A 14,536-nucleotide genomic window follows, 5' to 3' on the forward strand; every position below is an offset into this window, starting at 1 on the left:
GTTACCCGACGAGGTCGGCGCGCAGGTCGTCCAGGACCAGGTTGGCGGAGGTGACGCCGAGACCGAGGTACCAGGTCTCGTCCGAGACGTCCTTGGCCTGGCCGGCCTTCACCGCGGCGAGGTTCTTCCACAGCGGGTTGGCGCGGGCGGTGTCGCGCTTGGTGGCCTTGGCGTCGCCGTAGACACCGGTGAAGATCCAGTCGGCGTCCGCCTGGTCGATGTTCTCGGGGCTGATCTCGGCGGCGAGGTCGTCGATCTGCTGGTTCTCCGGCCGGGGCAGGCCGACGTCCTGGAGGATGGTGCCGATGAAGGACGCCTTGGCGTAGAGGCGGATCTTGTCCGGCAGGTAGCGGACCATCGAGACGGTCGGCTTGTCCGGGCCGATGTCCTCGCCGAGCTTCTTCGCGTTCGCCTCGTAGGCGGCGAGCTCGGACTTCGCCTTCGCCGTCCTGTCGAGCGCGGCGGCGTTCAGGAGGTAGTTCTCCTTCCAGGTGAAGCCCGGGCGGATGGAGAACACGGTCGGCGCGATCTTCGAGAGCTCGTCGTACTTGTCCGCGGCACGGAGCTGGCTGCCGAGGATCAGGTCCGGCTTCAGGCCGGCGATCGCCTCGAGGTTGAGGCTGTTGATCGTCCCGACGCTCGCCGGGTCGCCCGCGTCCTTCTTCAGGTACGACGGGATGGCCTCGTCGCCCTCGGAGGGTGCGTAGCCGACGGGCTTCACACCGAGCGAGACGACGTTGTCGAACTCGCCGACGTCCAGCACGACCACGCGCTTGGGCACGGACGTGAGCTCGGTGCTGCCCATGGCGTGGGTGACCGTACGCGGGAACTCGCCCGCTCCGGCGTCCGTGCCGTACTCCGCGGTCTTCTTCGCCGCGTCGCCGAAGTCCTTGCCGCCGGTGGCGACGGCCGCCTTCTTGTCACCGCCCTTGTCGCCGCCCTTGTCAGCGCCCGCCGTGTCGTCGCCCCCGCATGCCGAGAGGGTGAGTGCGGCCGCGACCGCGAGACCGATCGCGGCGGTGCCGCGGCGTCTGAAGGACATGTCTGCTCCCGTTCAGGACGTACAGGAAATTCTTAGGGAAGGCTCACCTTATGTGCTTCCCGAACGTGCAGCACAGGCGCCCCCACCTCCGCAGGTGAATCTGGACATCGGCACCCTTATGTGTGAAGAGACATGGCTCGCGTTGTCCGGCGACGTGTCCGAAATCTAGCTTCGGTTGCCGGAGGTGACCGAACCATGACTGCCTGTGCCATCGAGGACAAGACCGCCGGACCCGCCGGGGTCGCGACGACCGGGACCACGCCCGGACCGGCGGGTCCTGACGGCGCGCCCGCACCGGTGGAGCCCCGGGCCGCGGGCGCCTCGGACGAGGGCGCGGATCCGGCCGGGGAGGACCGGCCTCCGGATCCGGCCGGGGAGGACCGGGGTCCGCGGGCGGCCGGCCGGGCCGCGACCGTCGTCCCGCCCCTCCCCTTCGTGCCACCGGCCGCGACCCCGCCCGTCCGCTCGGCGCCGCACATCCCGGCCTCGGGGATCACCGTGGTGCCCGCCGCTTCCTCCGCGGGGATCACCTCGGTACCCGCCCCGCCCGCGGGCATCACCACGCTGCTCACCCCCTCCGCGGGCATCACGGTGGTACCCGCCACCCCATCCGCCGGGATCACGGCGACACCCGCCCCGCCCCCAGGGCCCCCGGTGGGTCCCGCCCCGCCCCCGCAGACCGGGGCGGCGGGACCCCGCCAGATGTCTTCGCGCCGTGTGGGGCCCCCGCTCACCATCGCCGCCGACCACTCGTACGCGGCGCGGCTCACCGAGGCCGGGCCGCCGGACGAGCCGGTCCGGTCCGTCGAGCGCTGGACCCTGGACGGCCCCGAGCCCTACGCCGTACGCCTCCCCCTGGGCCGGCCGGAGCGTGCCGGGGCCGACGTACTGCCGCTCTCGGACGGCCGGGTCCTGATCCGGCAGCAGGTGGCGGCGGGCCGGCACACGTTCTCCCTGCTCTATCCGACCGGCCACGGCACCGGCGAACGGGCGCTCGGCTCCCTGGAATGCCCGGAACTCGCGCTCCTGCCCCCGTCCCCGGACGGCATCAGCGTCTTCGCCCTGCTCCCCGGTGAACGCTCCACCGGCGTCTGGCTGGTGGCGGGTGGCGCGTACGGTCCCGAGCTGGTCGCGGATGTCCCCGGGCGGTGTTCGGGCGGCGCCTGGCTGGACCGCGAGGGGCGGCTGCTCGCGGTGGACCGGCAGATGCCCGGCGGCGGACCCGTGAAGGCGGTCGTCGTGGACCTGGAGCGGGACGGCGAGGTGACCCCGCTGCTCCAGATCGCGCCGGACAGCAACGACCGGCTGCTGACGGCCGACGCCGACAGCGGCCTGCTGCTGGTCCGCTCGGACGCGCCCGGCCAGGACCGGCTCGGCTGGGGCGTGCAGGGCAGCTGCCTTCCCGTGCGGTTCCCCGAGTGCCTGCGCACCCAGGACACGGTGCTGACGCCGTTCGCCGTGCAGCCGGGCCAGATGCTGATGCCGGAGAGCTGCGCGGTGGCCCTGCGGGTCGACGGGGCGGCGGGCAGCTGGGTGGGGCTGTGGCGGCCGGCCGGCCGGCGGCTGCACCAGTTCGCGGCGCCCGGCGGATGGCTCGCCGGAACCGGTTTCTGGACCAGGGAGGGGGTGCTGCACCTCCCGTACTCACGGGAGGACACCCCCTGCGCCGTGGCCCTGATGGAGGCTCCCGTGGACGGGCCCCGTCCCGTCGCCGCGAGCGGAACGGACACCTCCGCCACGGCCCCTGCATCCGGGGTGTGCAAACCCGTTCCGTTGGGGCAGGCGCCTCTCATCGGGCGGACCGCACCTGGATAAACTCTCGCCCGGGCTACGCAGCCGTTCCGTGCGGGCGCCGACGGTGACCGTGCCGGGGGGCGGCGGGGCTGCGACACCACATGTAAGCGATTGCAACGGGGAGACTTCCCACATGCCTGAAGCCCGAACCGACACGACCCAGACGCGTCCGCCCGAGGCGGACACCGGCCGGGCCGAAGCCGGCGGCTACGGAAAGCACCGAGGGGGCGCGTCTGCGGACAGCGTGACCGCGCAGCCGCACGGCCGCCACCGGCGTCCCTCCGAAGGGGGTGGCGGCGCGGCGGCCTGAACCGCTCCGTACGAGACGAGGGCCGTCGCAGCCGTCCGGCTGCGGCGGCCCTCGGCGTTGCTCGGCGTCGCTCGGCGTCGCTCGGCGTCGCTCGGCGTCGCTCGGCGTCGCTCGGCGTCGCTCGGCGTCGCTCGGCGTCGCTCGGCGCCCGAAGGGTGTTCCTCCCGGCGGGGCGGTGGCGTCGCGGCCCCCGTGACGGCCCGGCGGCCTACTGTGAGCCCGTGAACGAGATGCCGCAGGACCACCGCCCCACCGGTTCGGTCCGCATCCTCCTCGCCGAGGACCCGGGGGTGGGGCCGGGCGCACTCGCCCTGCTCCTCGGGATGGAGCCGGACTTCGACGTGGTGGCCCAGCTGACGGCCGGGGACGGGATCGTCCACGCGGCACACCTGTCCCGCCCCGACGTGGCCCTGGTGGACATCGGCCTCCCCGGCCGCGGCGGCCTGGACGCGGCCGCCGAACTGCGGGCGGAGGTGCCGGACTGCCGGGTGCTGATGCTGACCACCCTGAGCAGGCCGGGTCATCTGCGGCGCGCCCTGGAGGCCGGGGCCTCGGGCTTCCTGGTGAAGGACGGCCCGGTCGGTGACCTGGCGAAGGCGGTCCGGCAGGTGCTGGGCGGAGAGACCGTGATCGATCCGGCGCTGGCCGCAGCCGCCGAAGGCGCCGGCCCCTGCCCGCTGACCCCCCAGGAGCGGGACGTGCTCAACGCGTCCGCGGACGGGGCGACGGCCGCAGACATCGCCGGGAGGCTGCGCCTGCCGGAGGCGGCGGTCCTGGGCGACCTCGCGTCGGCCGCCGGGAAGACGGGTACCCGCACCCCCATGGAGGCGATGCGCGCGGCCCGTGCGCAGGGCTGGCTCTGAGCGGCGTCCGCCCTTCTCCCGCACCGTGCCGGACGGCACCGCTCCCGGACCCGGCTACGCCTCCGGGGAGTGCAGCGCCGGAGCGGTCTCCTTCCCGGGGCGCCTCCCCCGGCTCCCCGCGCTCGGGCCCGCCCGCCCGCCCGGGCCCGCCGCCCGGCGGCCCGGCAGCCAGAGCAGCATCATCACCGCTCCGGCCGTCAGCACCACGGCGGACGTACGGAAGGCCAGGGCGTAACCGGCCGTGATCTCCGCCGCCCCGGTCGAACCGGCGGTGCGGGCCGCCGCGACCGTGGAGAGCACGGCGAGGCCCAGCGCGCCGCCCATCGTCCGTGAGGTGTTGACCAGCCCGGAGACGAGTCCGGCGTCCCCGGGTGCCGCGCCTGAGGTGGCGAGCGTGGCCAGCGGGGTGGAGGCCAGCCCGGCCCCGGCCATCATCAGGACGCCGGGCAGGCAGACCGAGGTGAGGTAGGAGCCGTGGACGCCCAGGGTGGACTGCCAGCCGAAACCGGCGGCGGCGACCAGGGCTCCGGCCACGGCCAGGGACCTGGCACCGGTCCTGGCCATGAGGGCGGGCGCGGCCTTCGCCCCGACGAAGACGGCGGCGGAGCTCGGCAGGAGCGAGAACCCCGCTTCCAGCGGCGTGTAGCCGAGCACGTTCTGGGTGTAGACCGTCATGAAGTACCACATGCAGAAGGTCGCCGATCCCAGCAGCAGCATCGACACGTTCGCCGCCGAGACGGCGCGCACCCCGAGGACCCGCAGCGGCATCAGGGGCGCGGCCGTCCTGGTCTCCACCAGGACGAACACCCCGAGCAGCGCGGGACCGCCCAGCAGGGGCACCAGGGTGGCGGCGGCCGTCCACCCGGAGGCCTCGGTCTGCACGACGCCGTACGCGGTCGTGGCCAGGCCCGCCGTGACGAGGACCGCTCCCAGCAGGTCCACCCGGCGCCGGTCGCCCGCCCGGCCCTCGGCCAGCCACACCGCCGCGCCGGCGATGACGAGGACGCCGACCGGCACGTTGACGAGCAGCACCCACCGCCAGGAGAGGGTGTCGGTGAGGACCCCGCCGACCAGCCCGCCGGCCGCGCCGCCGCCCGCCCCGACCGCCATCCAGGTGCCGATCGCCCGGGTCCGCGCCGGGCCCTCGGGAACGGCGGCGGTGAGGATGGTGAGCGTCGCCGGGGACAGGACGGCCGCGCCGAGTCCCTGCCCCGCGCGGGCGGCGAGGAGCTGCCAGCCCTCCTGCGCGAACCCGCCGGCCAGCGACGCGGCGGTGAAGAGGCCCAGTCCGGTCAGGAACATCCGCTTGCGGCCGTATATGTCGGCCGCCCGCCCGCCGAGCAGCATGAATCCGGCGAAGGCGATCGAGTAGGCGTTGACGACCCACTGGAGCGCGGGTGCGCTCAGGCCCAGGTCGGTGCGCATCGAGGGCAGGGCCACGTTGACGACGGACACGTCGAGGACGACCAGGAACTGACCGGTGCAGGCGGCCGCGACCACGGCCCACGTGCGGGTCCTGGAGCGGGCGGGAGGCCGCGGGGGCGGGGTGACGTCAACCATGGGTGTCATACTCGCAGGCCACTCGTGCCCCGTACATCGGTTTCGGGCCCGCCTTCGGTCCCACCGGGCCTCCGCCCTCTGGCGTAGGAACATTCGCCGACTTCCCTGTTTTTACGCCGCGTTCACCGGAATATCGCGGGCGTACGAAAGCGTTCAACATGCACACACTTTGCGGTCGACGCTGCCCGCGGGCGCGCCGCCGCACGTTCCACCCCGCTCGAACTTCCGCTTCTCCCCCTGCCCGGAGGCCACACGTATGCAACGGACGACGAACGAACAGCAAGCCGGGGAACTTCCCGACCCGCGCAGGGCCAAGGGCGGCGGCGTGGTTCCCGTACTCGCGTTCGCGGGGATCACCGTCGCGGTGATGCAGACCCTGCTCGTCCCCGTCATCAAGGACCTGCCGTCACTGCTCGGCACCGACCCGGCCAACGCGACCTGGGTCATGACGGCGACGCTGCTCGCCGGGGCCGTCGCGACCCCGATCATGGGGCGGCTCGGTGATCTGTACGGCAAGCGGCGGATGCTGCTCGCCAGTCTCGCCGTGATGGTGGTCGGCTCGCTGGTCTGCGCCTCCACCGACGACCTCGTGATCATGATCGCCGGGCGGGCGCTCCAGGGCTTCGCGATGGGGGCCATCCCGCTGGGCATCGGCATCATGCGTGACGTGCTGCCGCGCGAGAAGCTCGGCTCGGCCATGGCGCTGATGAGTTCGTCCATAGGCGTGGGCGGCGGGCTCGCGCTGCCCGCCGCCGCGCTCATCGCCCAGCACGCCGACTGGCACGCGCTCTTCCTCAGCTCTGCCGCGCTGGGTGTGCTGGCGATGACGCTGACCGTGCTCGTCGTGCCGGAGCCCCCGCTGCGCGCACCGGGACGTTTCGACCTGGTCGGCGCGCTGGGGCTCTCGCTCGGCCTGGTCTGCCTGCTGCTGCCCGTCACCAAGGGCGGTGACTGGGGCTGGACCTCGCCCCTGACCCTCGGGCTGATCGCCGCGTCCCTGGTGGTCCTGGTGCTGTGGGGCCTGTTCGAGCTGCGTTCCGCGGCGCCGCTGGTCGACCTGCGGACCAGCGCCCGCCGCGAGGTGCTGCTCACCAACCTCGTCTCGATCATGGTCGGGGTGGCCTTCTACGCCGTGTCGCTGGTCCTCCCGCAGCTGCTCCAGCTCCCCCGGGCGACGGGCTACGGCCTGGGCCAGTCCATGGTGATGGCGGGTCTCTGCGTGGCGCCGCTGGGTCTGACCATGATGTTCGTGGCCCCGCTGTACGCCCGGCTCTCCGCCCGCCGCGGCCCCAAGGTCTCCCTGATGCTCGGCATGCTGATCATCGCCGTCGGTTACGGGGCGGGGCTCGGCCTGATGAGCGCCGCCTGGCAGACCGTGGTGATCGCGGTGGTGCTCGGGGCGGGCATCGGGCTCGCGTACTCCTCGCTGCCCGCGCTGATCATCGGGGCGGTCGACGCCTCCGAGACCGGTGCGGCCAACGGTCTGAACACACTGATGCGGTCGATCGGCACCTCGCTGTCCAGCGCGGTGATCGGCATGGTGCTGGCGAACACCTCGGTGCGGGCGGGGTCGGTGGACGTCCCCTCCATGGAGGGCTTCCGGACCTCGTTCATGATCGCGACCGGGGCGGTGCTGATCGGCCTCGTGCTGGCCGCGTTCCTCCCCGCGCAGCGGAAGGCGGGCCCGGTGCTGGTGGCCAGCAGCGCGGGCGACGCCCTCGCCGCGGCGGAGTCCGCCGCCGTCGCGGCCCCGGTCAGCGCTCCGGAGCGTCGAACCTCGGCTCCGTAGCCAGCAGCCGCGACACATCGGTGCCGGCCGCGAGCTCCCGCGGCCGGGCACCGCGGGCGAACAGCCGGGCGGGCCGCGCTCCTTCGACCGTGGCACCGCCCTCGCGGACCCGGAGCCAGGATCCCTCGCGCAGCCCGAGCACGGGGACGTCGTTCTCCTCCAGGAACTCGGTGAGCCGCTCCTCGCGGGTCTCGCCCTTGTGGGTGCTGGCGGGGTCCGGGTCCAGGTAGTGCGGGTTGATCTGGAACGGGACCAGGCCCAGCGCGTCGAAGGACGGCGGCTGGACGATGGGCATGTCGTTGGAGGTCCGCAGGGTCGGCGCGGCCATGTTGGTGCCCGCGCTGGCGCCCATGTAGGGCATGCCGTCCCGCACGGTGTCCTGGAGCGCCTCGCGCAGGCCGGTGCGGTACAGGGCGCTCAGGAGCCGGAAGGAGTTCCCCCCGCCGATGAACACGGCGTCCGAGGCGGCGAGTTCGGCGACGGGGTCGGCGTTCTCGTGGACGCCGCGCACGGTGGTGCCGAAGGGCTCCAGGGCCTCACGGACGCGCGCGGTGTACGCGTCGTGGTCGGCCAGCGCGTAGGGGACGAAGGCGAGCCGCGCGTTCTCCGGGAGGAACGCGGTGACGGTCTCCAGAGCGTGCTCCAGGTAACCGCGGCCGTACTGGGTGGAGTTGGAGAGAAGCAGCAGATTCACGGGGGTTCCTCGCAGGGGTGGGGCGGGCGGGGCGGGCGGGGCGGGCGGCGCGTCAGGCGCTGCGCGGGCGGCCCGCGCGGGACTTCGGCCGCTGGGGCGGGTGGGTGAGCCGGTGCTCCAGCAGGTGGGCGGCGTGGCGCAGGGCGTCGAGGCGGTCCTCGGGCGCTCCCCGGAACCGGTCCTCGCCTCCCCCGAGGCTGAGGCTGCCGTAGGGCTCGCGCCCCAGGAACACCGGTACGGCGACGGTGGCGATCCCGGTGTCGTACTCGCCGACCGTCCAGGCGTACCCCTGGGCGCGCACCTTCAGCAGCTCCTGCTCCAGCAGGTCCGGGTCGGTGACGGTCCGGTCGGTGAAACGCGCCATGGGCCGGCCGCGGAAGAGCCGGTGGCGCTGGTCGTCGGGCAGGTAGGCGTAGAAGGACTTGCTGGTGGCCCCCGCGTGCGCCGGGTAGAGCTCGCCGACCAGCGGGTAGTAGCGCAGCGGTCCCGTCTCGCCCTCCTCGGCGGCCACGCACCGCATGTGGAAGCTGTCGGGCAGGCAGAACAGGACGGTGTCGCCGGTGGCCCGGCGCAGTTCCTCCAGCACCGGCGCGGCCAGCAGTTCCAGTGAGCCCGAGCGCTCCCAGAGCCGGCCGAGCCGCAGGACCGCCGGGCCGATGCGGTAGCGGCGGGTGACCGGGTCGGACACCAGGAAACCGCGGCCCGCGAGGGTGGCCAGCAGGCGCTGGGCGACCGAGGTGTCCCAGCCGAACTCCTCGGCGACCTCGGTGACGCCCCAGTCGGGCCGGGTGCGCTCGAAGGCGAGCAGCACGAGCAGGGCCCGGTCCACGGTTTGCAGGGCTCCGGCCGGGGTGCGCCGGTCCAGATCGAAGTCGGCCATCAGCATCTCACCATTCAGACCCGAATTGCAGATAACGGGAAATCGTTGCGTTCCACGGTAGCCGATCCCGAATCTTGCTCCAGCACCCCGCCCCGCGCTTCCCCGCAGGAGCGCCGGGCGGGTGTCCCGCACCGGAGAAAGGCCCCCCATGCTCAAGTACGTACTGGACATCGTCGAGCTCCTGGACGACCCGCAGGCCGGCGGGAAGTCCGTCGCCGGATACCTCGACTCCGTCGCCGGGGCCGAGGGCCCGTCCACGCGGGTCACCACGGTCACCGGCGACCGGGGGGCGACGGACTTCGTGCTCGTCCGCATCCCGGGCACCCACGGGCGCTCCTCGGGCGGCAGCGCCCGGACCCTCGGTGTGGTGGGCCGGCTCGGGGGCGTCGGCGCGCGGCCGGAGGTGACCGGACTCGTCTCCGACGCCGACGGCGCTGCGGCGGCGCTCGCCACCGCCGCCAAGCTGCTGGACATGCGCCGCCGGGGGGACGCGCTGCCCGGTGACGTGGTCGTCGCCACGCACATCTGCCCGGACGCCCCGACGGAACCGCACGACCCGGTCCCCTTCATGGGGTCCCCGGTGGACATCGCCACGATGAACCGGCACGAGGTCACCGGGGACATGGAGGCCGTGCTCTCCATCGACACCACCAAGGGCAACCGGATCATCAACCACAAGGGCCTCGCCCTCTCGCCCACCGTCAAGGAGGGCTGGGTGCTCCGGGTCTCGGAGCAGCTCGGCGCGCTGCTCGCCGTGGTGACGGGTGAGCCGTTGGTCACGTACCCGGTGACCACGCAGGACATCACGCCGTACGGTAATGGTGCACACCACATCAATTCGATCCTCCAGCCCTCCACCGCGACCGCCGCACCGGTCGTCGGTCTCGCGGTCACCTCGGCCGCCGCGGTGCCGGGCTGCCAGACGGGCGCGAGCCACGAGACGGACATCGCCTCCGCCGCCCGGTACGCCGTCGAGGTCGCCAAGGCCTTCGGCGCCGGAACCCTGGACTTCCACGACGCGGTGGAGTTCGACAACCTCGTCAACCGCTACGGGTCGCTGGCTCACCTGCAGACCTTCGGCCGTACATCCCAGGAGTCCTGATGGCATCCGACAGCCGGGCCGCCGCGGCCCCCGAGGCCAAGAGCATCGGCAGTGACGACTACTCCCTCTCCCGGGTGCCGCGCGACAAGCGCTTCGGCTTCTGGTCGATGCTCCTCCAGTGGCTGGCCCAGTCCGGGTCGATCTCCCAGTTCACGCTCGGCGCCACCATCGGCGTGGGCATGACCTTCGGGAACGCGTTCCTCGCCTTCACGCTCGGCGCGGTCATCCTGGAGATCGTGATCTTCGCGATCGGTCTGGCCGGGATGCGCGAGGGCCTGGCCACCCCGATGCTGACCCGCTGGGTGGGCTTCGGCCGCAACGGTTCGGCCCTGGTCAGCTTCGTCATCGCGGTCAGCCTGGTGGGCTGGTTCGGCGTCCAGAACACGATCTTCGGCACCAGTGTCTCCGCGCTCGTCGGAGGTCCGTCCTGGATGTGGTGCGTCGCCGCGGGCGTCGCGATCACCGCACTGGTGATCTTCGGCTTCCGCTACATGGCGCTGTTCGCGAAGATCGTCACCCCGCTCTTCTTCGGCATGGTCGCCTGGTCGGTGATCAGCACGCTGAGCGACCACTCGCTCGGCGACCTGATCAGCTCGCCGCCGCCCGGTGAGACGATCCCGCTGGCGGTCGCCGCCACCGCCATCGCGGGCGGCTACATGACGGGCGCCATCGTCTCCCCGGAGATGACCCGCTACAACAGGAAGGGCTCGCACGTCTTCGTGCAGAGCGCCTCCTCGATGATCCTCTCCGAGTACATCGTCGGCATGACCGGCGTCCTCCTCGGCCACCTGGTGAAGTCCAGCGAGGTCTCGCACATCGTGCTCTCCACCTCGGGCGCGTTCGGCGTGGTCGTGGTCCTGATGTCCACCGCCAAGATCAACGACTGGAACCTGTACGGCTCCTCGCTGGGCGTCGTCAACTTCTTCCAGGTCGTCTTCGGCCGGCGGCTGCACCGCGGGGTGGTCACCGTCGCCCTCGGTGTCGCCGGGACCCTCCTCTCCGCGGTCGGCATCATGACCCACTTCACGGAGTTCCTCTCGCTGCTCGGCGTGATGATCCCGCCGATCGGCGGCATCATCGTCGCGGAGTACTGGGTCGTGAAGCGGATGCGGCGCCCGCTGGACGAGACCCGCGAGGCGCAGACGCTGCCCGCGACCTCTCCCACCTGGGTGCCGATGTCCCTGGTCATCTGGGCCACCGCGTTCTGTGTCGGCAAGTTCTACGACGGCGGCATCCCGGCCCTCAACTCGCTGGCCACCGCCTTCCTGCTGTACTGCGTGCTCGGCCTGCTGGGCTGGGTCAGGCCGTACGGCACCTCCACCCTGGACGACGACGCGCACACCCCCGCTCCCGCCGCCCACGTCACCACCCCGGCAGGAGCAGCATGAGCATCGTCCCCGCGTCCGCACAGGCCCAGGAGGAGGCGGTCTCCCTCTGCGCCGAACTGATCCGCTTCGACACCTCCAACCCCACCAGCGACGAACGCGCCGCGGCGGACTGGGTGGTGGCGCGGCTCGCCGAGGCCGGCATCGACTCCGTACTGGTCGAGTCCGCCCCCGGCCGGGCCAACGTCGTCGCGCGCATCGCGGGTGCCGACCCGTCCCGGGGCGCCCTGCTGGTCCACGGCCACCTCGACGTCGTGCCCGCCGACGCCTCCGAGTGGCAGGTACCGCCCTTCTCCGGGGAGATCCGCGACGGCTACCTGTGGGGGCGCGGCGCGATCGACATGAAGGACACGGTCGCGGTCATGCTCGCCACCGCCCGGCACTTCGCCCGGACGGGTACGCGGCCCTCCCGTGATCTGGTCCTCGCCTTCCTCGCCGACGAGGAGGCGGGCGGGAAGTTCGGCGCGCACTGGCTGGTCGAGCACCGCCCCGAGCTCTTCGCGGGGGCCACCGAGGCGATCGGCGAGGGCGGCGGCTTCTCCTTCGCGATCGACGACACCCGGCGGCTGTACCCGATCGAGAACGCCCAGCGCGGCATGGCCTGGATGGAGCTCACCGCCACCGGCCGGGCGGGACACGGCTCGTCCCCCAACGACGAGAACGCGGTCACCGATCTCGCCGAGTCCCTCACCCGCATCGGCCGCGAGACCTTCCCGGTCCGGCTGATCGAGCCGGTCCGCGCCCTGCTGGAGGAGGCCGCCCGGCTCTACGGCGTCGCCTTCGACGAGGACGACATCGAGGGCACGCTCTCCCGGCTGGGGCCGGTGGCGGACTTCATGCAGGTGGTGCTGCGCAACTCCGCCAACCCCACCATGTTCTCCGCCGGTTACCAGACCAACGTGATCCCGGGGAAGGCCACCGCACGGGTCGACGGGCGTTTCCTGCCCGGCCACGAGCAGGAGCTGATCGACACGATCGACCGGCTGCTGCTGCCCTCCGTCAGCCGCGAGTGGGTCAACCACGACATCGCGCTGGAGACGGCGTTCGAGGGCCCGCTCGTGGACGCGATGTGCGACGCGGTCCGCGCGGAGGACCCGGACGGCCACCCGGTGCCCTACTGCAACCCCGGAGGTACGGACGCCAAGGCGTTCACCCACCTGGGCATCCGCTGCTTCGGCTTCAAGGGGCTGAAGCTCCCGCACGACCTGGACTACGGCCGGCTCTTCCACGGCGTGGACGAACGCGTCCCGCTGGAGGGCCTGCGCTTCGGGGTCCGGGTCATGACCAGGCTCTGGCAGAGCTGCTGACCTGACCCGGCAGCCCTGCCAGGGGCCCCGCCCCGACCCGGGCCCACCCCACCCGTACGCCCCCGCCGACCCCGGTCGCGGGGGCGTGCGGCACGATGGGACGCCGTCCGATCCGCAGCGCCAGCAGGAGGAACCCCGTGGCCGCCGAGTCCGCCGCCCGTCCCGAGCCGGAGGTCCTCGCCGCCTTCGAGGCCGCCAAGGGCTTCATGCCGGTGCACGAGGGGCTCGCCCTGTACGACGCCGCCGTCGGGGCCGCCGCCCTGGGGCTCCCGCTCCTGGAGGTCGGCACCTACTGCGGGCGGTCCACGATCCTGCTGGCGGACGCCGCGCGGGCGGCCGGGGTCACGGCCCTGACCGTCGACCACCACCGGGGCAGCGAGGAACAGCAGCCCGGGTGGGAGTACCACGACCCGTCGGTGGTGGACCCGGACACCGGTCTGATGGACACGCTCCCCTCCTTCCGGCGCACCCTGCACCGGGCGGGCCTGGAGGAGCACGTGGTGGCGCTCGTCGGACGGTCCCCGCAGGTGGCGGCCGTCTGGGGCGGTGAGCTGGGTCTGGTCTTCATCGACGGCGGGCACACCGACGAACACGCGAACGGCGACTACGAGGGCTGGGCGCCGAAGGTCGCCGACGGCGGGCTGCTGGTCATCCACGACGTGTTCCCGGACCCGGCGGACGGCGGCCAGGCCCCGTACCGCGTCCTCCGCCGCGCCCTGGCATCGGGGGCGTTCACCGAGATCTCGGTGACGGATTCGCTGCGCGTTCTGCGGCGTACGGGGCCGGGGAACTGAGGGGCACGGATAGCATCGCGGCGTGCCTCACCACGACTCCGTTCCCCCCACCTCCCGTCCGGGCCCGCGCCGCCGGCCCGTGTTCACCGCCGCGGCACTGGCGGGTGTCTGCCTGACCGCCGCGGGATGCGCGGGCGACGGCGGGCCGGAGCCCGGCGCCGCGGCGGGGACCGCGACCCGGCCGGCCGCCTCCCCGGCGCCCCCCTCCCCCGCGTCGTCCCCCTCCCCCTCGCCACGGCAGTCCTCGGCCGCGGCCCCGGGCCCCTCGGCCGGGTCCACGTCCTCCCGTCCGCTGCCCCGGGGCCCGCTCACCGGCCGCACCGTGGTCATCGACCCGGGGCACAACCCCGGTAACCGCGACCACACCCGGGAGATCAACAGCCAGGTGGACATCGGCACCGGCCGCAAGGAGTGCGACACCACCGGCACGTCCACGAACGCGGGTTACGCGGAAGCCCGGTTCACCCTCGACGTCTCGCGCAGGCTGCGCACGCTGCTGGAGGAACAGGGCGCGAAGGTCGTCCTCACCCAGGACGGCGACCGCGCCTTCGGCCCGTGCGTCGACGAGCGTGCGCGGATCGGCAACGGCGCGAAGGCAGACGCGGTCGTCTCGGTCCACGCGGACGGTTCCGCAACCGGCAACCGGGGATTCCACGTCATTCTCCCCGCGGCGGTGAAGGGAGGCGAAGCCGACACCGCGAAGATCGTGGCCCCTTCGCGTGAACTGGGAGTGCGCATTGCCGGGAATTTCGTACGCGTTACTGGAAGCGCCCCCTCCAATTACATCGGGGGCGGCACCGGACTGGACACCCGTGACGATCTCGGGGGTCTGAATCTGTCGACCGTGCCCAAAGTGTTCATCGAATGCGGCAATATGCGCGATCCTGAGGACGCGGCCCTGCTCACCAGTGCGGGCTGGCGCCAGAAGGCGGCTCTCGGAGTCGCCGAGGGCATCGGCAGCTATCTGAAGAGGTAGTTCTGCGGTGATAGTGGCGACCTTGGGGGGATGGCCGGTC

12 protein-coding genes are annotated in these 14,536 nt (G+C 72.9%); 8 read left to right on the forward strand and 4 right to left on the reverse strand.

All coding sequences use genetic code 11. The features are described 5' to 3' along the window. Position 1 precedes the first annotated feature (1 nt). The gene (locus ACFVS9_RS08850) at positions 2-1,042 is read right to left on the reverse strand and encodes an ABC transporter substrate-binding protein (RefSeq protein WP_389931119.1); all 1,041 of its coding nucleotides are present in this window, start codon (positions 1,040-1,042) and stop codon (positions 2-4) included. 195 nt (positions 1,043-1,237) lie between these two features. On the opposite strand from ACFVS9_RS08850, the gene ACFVS9_RS08855 reads away from it, so the two are divergent. Both ACFVS9_RS08855 and ACFVS9_RS08860 read left to right on the forward strand, forming a co-directional pair. Beyond that, the gene (locus tag ACFVS9_RS08855; RefSeq protein ID WP_389931121.1) at positions 1,238-2,857 is read left to right on the forward strand and encodes a hypothetical protein; all 1,620 of its coding nucleotides are present in this window, start codon (positions 1,238-1,240) and stop codon (positions 2,855-2,857) included. 519 nt (positions 2,858-3,376) lie between these two features. Beyond that, positions 3,377-4,009: a response regulator gene (locus ACFVS9_RS08860; RefSeq protein WP_389931296.1), complete on the forward strand. Its 633-nt coding sequence runs from the start codon at positions 3,377-3,379 to the stop codon at positions 4,007-4,009. Between the two features lie 54 nt (positions 4,010-4,063). Here the strand turns inward: ACFVS9_RS08860 and ACFVS9_RS08865 are convergent, their stop codons facing one another. Further along, the gene (locus ACFVS9_RS08865; RefSeq protein ID WP_389931123.1) at positions 4,064-5,578 is read right to left on the reverse strand and encodes an MFS transporter; all 1,515 of its coding nucleotides are present in this window, start codon (positions 5,576-5,578) and stop codon (positions 4,064-4,066) included. A 247-nt stretch (positions 5,579-5,825) separates the two neighbouring features. On the opposite strand from ACFVS9_RS08865, the gene ACFVS9_RS08870 reads away from it, so the two are divergent. Continuing rightward, positions 5,826-7,358: an MFS transporter gene (locus ACFVS9_RS08870; protein ID WP_383113424.1), complete on the forward strand. Its 1,533-nt coding sequence runs from the start codon at positions 5,826-5,828 to the stop codon at positions 7,356-7,358. On the opposite strand, the gene pepE is transcribed toward ACFVS9_RS08870, so the two are convergent. Together pepE and ACFVS9_RS08880 are read right to left on the reverse strand one after the other, a co-directional pair. Continuing rightward, a complete protein-coding gene (gene pepE / locus ACFVS9_RS08875) occupies positions 7,324-8,052 on the reverse strand; it encodes a dipeptidase PepE (RefSeq protein WP_383113425.1) in 729 nt (242 codons plus the stop codon). The genes ACFVS9_RS08870 and pepE overlap by 35 nt on opposite strands. A 52-nt stretch (positions 8,053-8,104) precedes the next feature. Further along, positions 8,105-8,932 carry an IclR family transcriptional regulator gene (locus ACFVS9_RS08880; protein ID WP_383113426.1) on the reverse strand — a complete coding sequence of 276 codons (828 nt, stop codon included), beginning with the start codon at positions 8,930-8,932 and terminating at the stop codon, positions 8,105-8,107. A gap of 148 nt (positions 8,933-9,080) precedes the next feature. Here ACFVS9_RS08880 and ACFVS9_RS08885 point away from each other — a divergent pair, with 148 nt between their 5' ends. From ACFVS9_RS08885 to ACFVS9_RS08905, 5 genes are all read left to right on the forward strand, one after another. Beyond that, entirely contained in the window at positions 9,081-10,034 is a 954-nt protein-coding gene (locus tag ACFVS9_RS08885) for a DUF1177 domain-containing protein (RefSeq protein ID WP_389931126.1), read from the forward strand. Beyond that, a complete protein-coding gene (locus ACFVS9_RS08890) occupies positions 10,034-11,422 on the forward strand; it encodes a cytosine permease (protein WP_383113428.1) in 1,389 nt (462 codons plus the stop codon). Before ACFVS9_RS08885 ends, ACFVS9_RS08890 begins: the two co-directional genes overlap by 1 nt. Next, complete coding sequence (locus ACFVS9_RS08895; protein ID WP_383113429.1) at positions 11,419-12,726, forward strand: M20/M25/M40 family metallo-hydrolase; 1,308 nt, start codon at positions 11,419-11,421, stop codon at positions 12,724-12,726. The genes ACFVS9_RS08890 and ACFVS9_RS08895 overlap by 4 nt, the downstream gene beginning before the upstream one ends. 137 nt (positions 12,727-12,863) lie before the next feature. Then, positions 12,864-13,520 (forward strand): class I SAM-dependent methyltransferase, encoded by a 657-nt coding sequence (locus ACFVS9_RS08900; protein WP_383113430.1) that lies wholly within the window; start codon positions 12,864-12,866, stop codon positions 13,518-13,520. Between the two features lie 22 nt (positions 13,521-13,542). Further along, positions 13,543-14,496: an N-acetylmuramoyl-L-alanine amidase gene (locus ACFVS9_RS08905; RefSeq protein WP_389931129.1), complete on the forward strand. Its 954-nt coding sequence runs from the start codon at positions 13,543-13,545 to the stop codon at positions 14,494-14,496. Positions 14,497-14,536 lie beyond the last annotated feature (40 nt).

The organism is Streptomyces sp. NPDC058008 (assembly GCF_042886395.1).
Classification (GTDB): Bacteria; Actinomycetota; Actinomycetes; order Streptomycetales; family Streptomycetaceae; genus Streptomyces.

Excerpts from the sequence above, each read along its gene's own strand:
- ACFVS9_RS08860 (WP_389931296.1), top strand. The coding sequence starts at position 3,377 with ATGCCGCAGGACCACCGCCCCACCGGTTCGGTCCGCATCCTCCTCGCC.
- ACFVS9_RS08890 (WP_383113428.1), top strand. The coding sequence starts at position 10,034 with ATGGCATCCGACAGCCGGGCCGCCGCGGCCCCCGAGGCCAAGAGCATC.
- ACFVS9_RS08865 (WP_389931123.1), bottom strand. The coding sequence starts at position 5,578 with ATGACACCCATGGTTGACGTCACCCCGCCCCCGCGGCCTCCCGCCCGC.
- ACFVS9_RS08870 (WP_383113424.1), top strand. The coding sequence starts at position 5,826 with ATGCAACGGACGACGAACGAACAGCAAGCCGGGGAACTTCCCGACCCG.
- ACFVS9_RS08850 (WP_389931119.1), bottom strand. The coding sequence starts at position 1,042 with ATGTCCTTCAGACGCCGCGGCACCGCCGCGATCGGTCTCGCGGTCGCG.
- ACFVS9_RS08855 (WP_389931121.1), top strand. The coding sequence starts at position 1,238 with ATGACTGCCTGTGCCATCGAGGACAAGACCGCCGGACCCGCCGGGGTC.
- ACFVS9_RS08895 (WP_383113429.1), top strand. The coding sequence starts at position 11,419 with ATGAGCATCGTCCCCGCGTCCGCACAGGCCCAGGAGGAGGCGGTCTCC.
- ACFVS9_RS08880 (WP_383113426.1), bottom strand. The coding sequence starts at position 8,932 with ATGGCCGACTTCGATCTGGACCGGCGCACCCCGGCCGGAGCCCTGCAA.
- ACFVS9_RS08885 (WP_389931126.1), top strand. The coding sequence starts at position 9,081 with ATGCTCAAGTACGTACTGGACATCGTCGAGCTCCTGGACGACCCGCAG.